1 protein-coding gene is annotated in these 7700 nt (G+C 33.9%); it reads left to right on the top strand.

Translation table 11 applies throughout. From position 1 onward, the window contains the following. Positions 1 to 654: 654 nt before the first annotated feature. Positions 655 to 7221 carry a S8 family serine peptidase gene (locus HT671_RS09590; RefSeq protein ID WP_172923144.1) on the top strand — a complete coding sequence of 2189 codons (6567 nt, stop codon included), beginning with the start codon at positions 655 to 657 and terminating at the stop codon, positions 7219 to 7221. Positions 7222 to 7700: the final 479 nt, after the last annotated feature.

Below are 7700 nucleotides of genomic sequence, written 5' to 3' on the forward strand. Positions count from 1 at the left end.
GGATTAGAAAAGTCAACCTAAATCTTCCTGTTCCTTATGAACCACCTAGAAGAAAAGCGTCGTTAATGATGCATTAAAGAACAGTCGAGATGAAAAAATCGTGTGACGCACCAAGGGAGGAGTCTGCCCTTTTGAGGAAATCTAGCGAGGAAAAACGATACTGGAACAGCAGAAAGTAAAACTGGCCTCATGAGGAGGAAGAAAGTGGCTCATGAGGTCAGGGGTTTTGTAAGTTACATCTAGTTGAGAGAGGTATGAATGATTTGGGGTTAAGTCTTATTCTTAGCGGTTATTTATATTGTTTAATAGCGCTGATATTTCATCAATGATGTTTGACTTTGTGATTTTGGTAGTGGTTCAATTTGATTGCTACTATTTTTGATGGTGTGAATGTTCTGACAATGTACCCCAGCTAACTACGAAAGTTTTTGACTCTATATTTTTAATGTGTATTAAAAAATAAATTAACACATATTAATTTTTCTTGACTTAAATTTAAAAAATGATATACTATTTTTATGGAGAGCTAACAATTATATATAAATGTACTACTCTATTTCCTAGATAATACTTAGTAAAACTTTTTATAACAAAGGCTAGCAAAGTTAAAGTTTTCTATCTATTGGAAGTTAAATAAATATGTAAGGAATTAAAATGAAAAAAAGTACAGTATTGTCATTAACCACAGCTGCAGTTATTTTAGCAGCCTATGCCCCTAATAAGCTAGTCTTAGCAGATATATCTAGCTCTGAAGATGCTTTAAATATCTCTGATAAAGAAAAAGTAGTAGTAGATAAGGAAACAGAAAATAAAGAGAAACATGAAGAGATTCATCATGCTATAGAAGCTTCAAAGGATACTGAAGAAAAGAACACAACAATTATTGAGGAAAAAGAAGTTGTTAGTAAAAATCCTGTGATAGACAATAGCACTAGCAATGAAGAAGCAACAAGCAAAGAAGAAAATTCCAATCAATCCCAAGGAGATAAAGCGGACTCGTCTGCAAGTAAAGACTCAGAAAGTCCCAAAAAAGAGGATAGACTTGTCTATATTGCTGAATTTAAAGATGAAGAGTCTAGAGAAAAAGCAATCAAGGGACTATCCAGTCTTAAGAATACAAAAGTTTTATATACTTATGATAGAATTTTTAACGGTAGTGCCATAGAAACAACTCCAGATAACTTGGACAAAATTAAACACATAGAAGGTATCTCATCGGTTGAAAGGGCACAAAAAGTCCAACCCATGATGAATCATGCCAGAAAGGAAATTGGAGTTGAGGAGGCTATCGATTACCTAAAGGCCATTAATGCTCAATTTGGGAAAAACTTTGATGGTAGAGGTATGGTCATTTCAAATATCGATACCGGGACAGATTATAGGCATAAGGCCATGAGGATTGATGATGATGCCAAAGCCTCAATGAGATTTAAAAAAGAAGACTTAAAAGGCACTGATAAAAATTATTGGTTGAGTGATAAAATTCCTCATGCTTTTAATTATTATAATGGTGGTAAAATTACCGTAGAAAGAGCTGATGATGGAAGTGATTATTTTGATCCCCATGGGATGCATATTGCAGGGATTCTTGCTGGAAATGATACTGAAAAAGACATCAAGAACTTTAATGGCATAGATGGAATTGCACCTAATGCACAGATCTTCTCTTATAAAATGTACTCTGACGCAGGATCTGGGTTCGCAGGGGATGAAACAATGTTTCATGCTATTGAAGATTCTATCAAACACAACGTTGATGTTGTTTCGGTATCATCTGGTTTTACAGGAACAGGTCTTGTAGGTGAGAAATATTGGCAAGCTATTAGAGCATTAAGAAAAGCAGGCATTCCAATGGTTGTCGCTACGGGTAACTATGCGACTTCTGCTTCAAGTTCTTCTTGGGATTTAGTGGCAAATAATCATCTGAAAATGACCGACACTGGAAATGTAACGCGAACAGCAGCACATGAAGATGCGATAGCGGTTGCATCTGCTAAAAATCAAACAGTTGAGTTTGATAAAGTTAACATAGGTGGAGAAAGTTTTAAATACAGAAATATAGGGGCCTTTTTCGATAAGAATAAAATCACAACAAATGAAGATGGTTCAAAAGCTCCTAGTAAATTGAAATTTGTATATATAGGCAAGGGCCAAGACCAAGATTTGATAGGTTTGGATCTTAAGGGCAAAATTGCAGTAATGGATAGAATTTATACAAAGGATTTAAAAAATGCTTTTAAAAAAGCTACGGATAAGGGCGCACGCGCCATTATGGTTGTAAATACTGTCAATTACTACAATAGAGATAATTGGACAGAGCTTCCAGCTATGGGATATGAAGCGGATGAAGGTACTAAAAGTCAAGTGTTTTCAATTTCAGGAGATGATGGTGTAAAGCTATGGAACATGATTAATCCTGATAAAAAAACTGAAGTCAAAAGAAATAATAAAGAAGATTTTAAAGATAAATTGGAGCAATACTATCCAATTGATATGGAAAGTTTTAATTCCAACAAACCGAATGTAGGTGACGAAAAAGAGATTGACTTTAAGTTTGCACCTGACACAGACAAAGAACTCTATAAAGAAGATATCATCGTTCCAGCAGGATCCACATCTTGGGGGCCAAGAATAGATTTACTTTTAAAACCCGATGTTTCAGCACCTGGTAAAAATATTAAATCCACGCTTAATGTCATTAATGGTAAATCAACTTATGGCTATATGTCAGGAACCAGTATGGCAACTCCAATCGTAGCAGCTTCTACTGTTTTGATTAGACCGAAGTTAAAGGAAATGCTTGAAAGACCTGTATTGAGAAATCTTGAGGGAGATGACAAAATAGACCTTACAAGTCTTACAAAAATTGCTCTACAAAATACTGCGCGACCGATGATGGACGCAACGTCTTGGAAAGAAAAAAGCCAATACTTTGCATCACCTAGACAACAGGGAGCAGGCCTAATTAATGTGGCCAATGCTTTGAGAAATGAAGTTGTAGCGACTTTCAAAAACAAGGATTCTAAAGGTTTGGTAAACTCTTATGGTTCTATTTCTCTTAAAGAAATAAAAGGAGAAGAAAAATATTTTACAATTAAGCTTCACAATACATCAAACAGACCTTTGACCTTTAAAGTTTCAGCATCAGCGATAACTACAGATTCTCTAACTGATAGATTAAAGCTGGATGAAACATACAAAGATGAAAAATCTCCAGATGGTAAGCAAATTGTTCCAGAAATCCATCCAGAAAAAATCAAAGGAGCAAATATCACATTTGAGCATGATACTTTCACTATAGGCGCAAATTCTAGCTTTGATTTGAATGCGGTTATAAATGTTGGAGAGGCTAAAGACAAAAATAAATTTGTAGAATCATTTATTCATTTTGAGTCAGTGGAAGAAATGGAAGCTCTAAACTCTAACGGGAAGAAAATAAACTTCCAACCTTCTTTGTCGATGCCTCTAATGGGATTTGCTGGGAATTGGAACCACGAACCAATCCTTGATAAATGGGCCTGGGAAGAGGGTTCAAAATCAAAAACAATGGAAGGTTATGATGATGATGGTAAACCGAAAATTCCTGGAACCTTGAACAAGGGTATTGGTGGAGAACATGGTATAGATAAATTTAATCCAGCAGCTATTATTCAAAACAGAAAAGATAAAAATATTACATCACTAGACCAAGACCCAGACTTATTTGCCTTTAACAACCAAGGTATTCATGCAGAATCCACTAGTGGATCTAATGTTGCTAGGGTATATCCACTTGACTCAAAGGGAGAACCACAAAGTGTTTCACTAGAAAGAGGATTAACACCTTCTCCACTTGTATTAAGAAGTGCAGAAGAAGGATTGATTTCAATAGTAAATACAAATAAAGAGGGAGAAAATCAAAGAGACTTAAAAGTCATTTCGAGAGAACACTTTATTAGAGGAATTTTAAATTCTAAAAGCAATGATGCAAAGGGAATCAAATCATCTAAACTAAAAGTTTGGGGTGATTTGAAGTGGGATGGACTCATCTATAACCCTAGAGGTAGAGAAGAAAATGAACCAGAAAGTAAGGATAACCAAGATCCAGCTACTAGGATAAGAGGACAATTTGAATCAATAGCTGAGGGTCAATACTTCTACAAATTCAAATATAGATTAACCAAGGATTATCCATGGCAAGTTTCTTATATACCAGTAAAAATTGATAATACAGCTCCAAAAATTATTTCAATTGATTTTTCTAATCCAGATAAAATTAAATTGATCGCAAAAGATACCTACCACAAGGTAAAGGATGAGTACAAACACGAAACCTTGTTTGCTAGAGACCAAAAAGAACATCCTGAGAAATTTGAAGAAGTAGCCAACGAAGTATGGTACGCAGGTGCAGCTCTTGTCGATAAGTATGGAGATGTTGAGAAAAGTCTTGATGTAACTTACGCCGGAGAGGGTGAGGGAAGAAATAGGAAGCTTGATAAAGATGGAAATACTATCTACGAAATTAGCGGAGCAGGAGATTTAAGAGGAAAAATCATCGAAGTAATCGCCCTAGATGGTGCAAGCAACTTCACCAAAATCCATAGAATTAAATTTGATGACCAAGCTGATGAAAAAGGAATGATTTCTTATTACCTAGTAGATCCTGACAAAGATGCTTCTAAATATGAAAAACTAGGTGAAATTTCTGAAGAAAAACTCAAAAATGCAAAGAGCCCAGAGGAAAATACCAATAATAATCAAGCTAAGGATGAAGATTCAAAACCAGCTGAAGAAAGTTCAGTTGAGGGAGAAGCTAGCCTTGAAATAAATAAAACTATTTCAACAATTAGAGACTTTGAAAATAAAGACCTAAAGAAACTCATTAAAAAGAAATATAGGGAAGAATATGACTTTGTAACTGGTGGAAAAAGAACAGTAGAGCTTGATTATCAATATGACGATGAAGGAAATATAACTGCCTATGAAGATAAGAGTGCTCTAGAATATGAAACTGAGAAACTTGATGATGTTAAATCAAAACTTGGTGGAGTATTAAGCCCATCAAAGGATGGACATTTTGAAATTCTTGGAAAAGTAAGTAATGTATCCAAAAATGCTAAGGCTTACTATGGCAATGACTTCAAATTAATAGAAATTAAGGCAAGTAAATACGACCCACAAACTAAAACTCTAACCTTTGACTTATTTGCAAACACAAATGATGTAGTCGATGGTCTATCCTTTACGGGTGATATGAATATCCTTGTAAAAGATAAGGGTGAAACAAAAGCTAAAACTAAAATTAGAATGCCTGAAAAAAATAAGGAAACTAAAACAGAATATCCCTATGCATCAAGTTATGGGAATGTAATCGAATTAGGAGAAGGAGATCTTTCAAAGAACAAACCAAACAATTTAACTGAAATGGAATCTGGTAAAATCTATTCTGATTCAGAAAAACAACAATATCTGTTAAAGGATAACATCATTCTAAGAAAAGGCTATGCACTAAAAGTGACTACCTATAATCCTGGAAAAACGGATATGTTAGCAGGGAATGGAGTTTATAGCAAGGAAGATATAGCAAAAATACAAAAGACCAATCCTAATCTAAGAGTCCTTTCAGAAACAACAATTTATGCTGATAGTAGAAATGTTAAAGATGGAAGAAGCACTCAATCAGTATTAATGTCGGCTTTGGACGGCTTTAACATTGTAAGATATCAAGTGTTTACCTTTAACATGAATGATAAAGGGGAAGCAATCGATAAAGATGGAAATCTTGTGACAGATTCCTCTAAACTTGTATTATTTGGTAAAGATAATAAAGAGTATCATGGGGAGGAATATTCTAATGTAGAAGCTATAAAAGAAGATGGCTCCATGTTATTTATTGATACCAAACCAGTAAACCTTTCAATGGATAAGAACTACTTTAATCCATCTAAATCTAATAAAATTTATGTACGAAATCCAGAATTTTATTTAAGAGGTAAGATTTCTGATAAGGGTGGTTTTAACTGGGAATTGAGGGTTAATGAATCGGTTGTAGATAATTATTTAATCTACGGAGATTTACACATTGATAACACTAGAGATTTTAACGTTAAGCTTAATGTTAAAGACGGTGATATCATGGACTGGGGGATGAAAGATTATAAAGCAAACGGATTTCCAGATAAGGTAACAGATATGGATGGAAATGTTTATCTTCAAACTGGCTATAGCGATTTGAATGCGAAAGCGGTTGGAGTCCACTATCAATTTTTATATGATAATGTTAAACCCGAAGTAAACATTGATCCTAAGGGAAATACTAGTATCGAATATGCTGATGGAAAATCTGTAGTCTTTAACATCAATGATAAAAGAAATAATGGATTCGATGGTGAGATTCAAGAACAACATATTTATGTAAATGGAAAAGAATATACATCATTTGATGATATTAAACAACTAACAGATAAGACACTAAATATTAAGATTCTTGTAAAAGATTTCGCAAGAAATACAACCGTAAAAGAATTTATTTTAAATAAAGATACGGGAGAAATGAGCGAATTAAAACCTCATAGGGTGACTGTGACCATTCAAAATGGAAAAGAAATGAGTTCTCAGATAGTGCCGGAAGAAGATTTTATTTTACCTGTCTATAAGGGTGAATTAGAAAAAGGCTATCGATTTGATGGTTGGGAAATTGCTGGTTTCGAAGGTAAAAAAGACGCTGGCTATGTTATTAATCTATCAAAAGATACCCTTATAAAACCTGTATTCAAGAAAATAGAGGAGAAAAAGGAGGAGGAAAATAAACCTACTTTTGATGTATCCAAAAAGAAAGATAAGGTGCAAGCAAATCATAATCAATTAGATGAAAGTCACAGAAAAGAGGATTTACAAAGAGAAGATCATTCACACAAATTTGATTCAACTAAAGATGTCAAAACTACAGTTCCTGTACAAGTAAATTATAGTCAATTAGATGAAAGTCAAAGATCTGATTCAACTAAGGATGTTACAGCTCCAGTTCCTGATAAAAATGATAAAAACTTTGAAAATGAGAAGGAAGTTTATCTTAATGAACCAGAGAACATAGCTAATAAAGATACCAATATTGATAGTAAATCAACTACTAACAATGATAGGTTGCCAAAAACCGGAACAGTTAGCGAAGTCTTCACGTCATTGGTTGCCGGAATAATGTTTACCGTAGGTGCATTTCTTGGATTAAAGAAAAAAGATTAAGATTAAGACAAAAGCTATAGATGAAAAAATGGTTTATGTACTGAGATGGTGTGATGATGAAACAGTTTTGTGAAAATAGCTATTTATAACTCAATTATTTAGTTTACTTTACTATTGATACTCTTTTTGGATTTATTAATAGACTTAGTTTAGAAAACTAATGAATTGATTGAAAGGGTTAGTATTGACAAATATTGATTAGCAAATAGAGTCTTTCAAAATTTAAAGGCTAATAGAGGTGATGAGACAATTTCAAGGAATTAAGTAGCGTTTGGTTGCTTAATTCCTTTTCATTTGGGAGGTAGTTTTTCACCTGCTTCGTAACCGCCCAATAACGAAGTATAGTAGTAACCGCCCAATAACGAAGTATATTGAAAAATCTCCAGACTAGAGAACTCACGGATAGTTCCTAATCTGGAGATTTCTTATTTGCACTTTTCTTGTACAACTTTAGTCCATAGTAAATAAGCCTCTAAAAC

Source organism: Streptococcus sp. 2741 (assembly GCF_013276315.1).
GTDB lineage: Bacteria > Bacillota > Bacilli > Lactobacillales > Streptococcaceae > Streptococcus > Streptococcus pseudopneumoniae.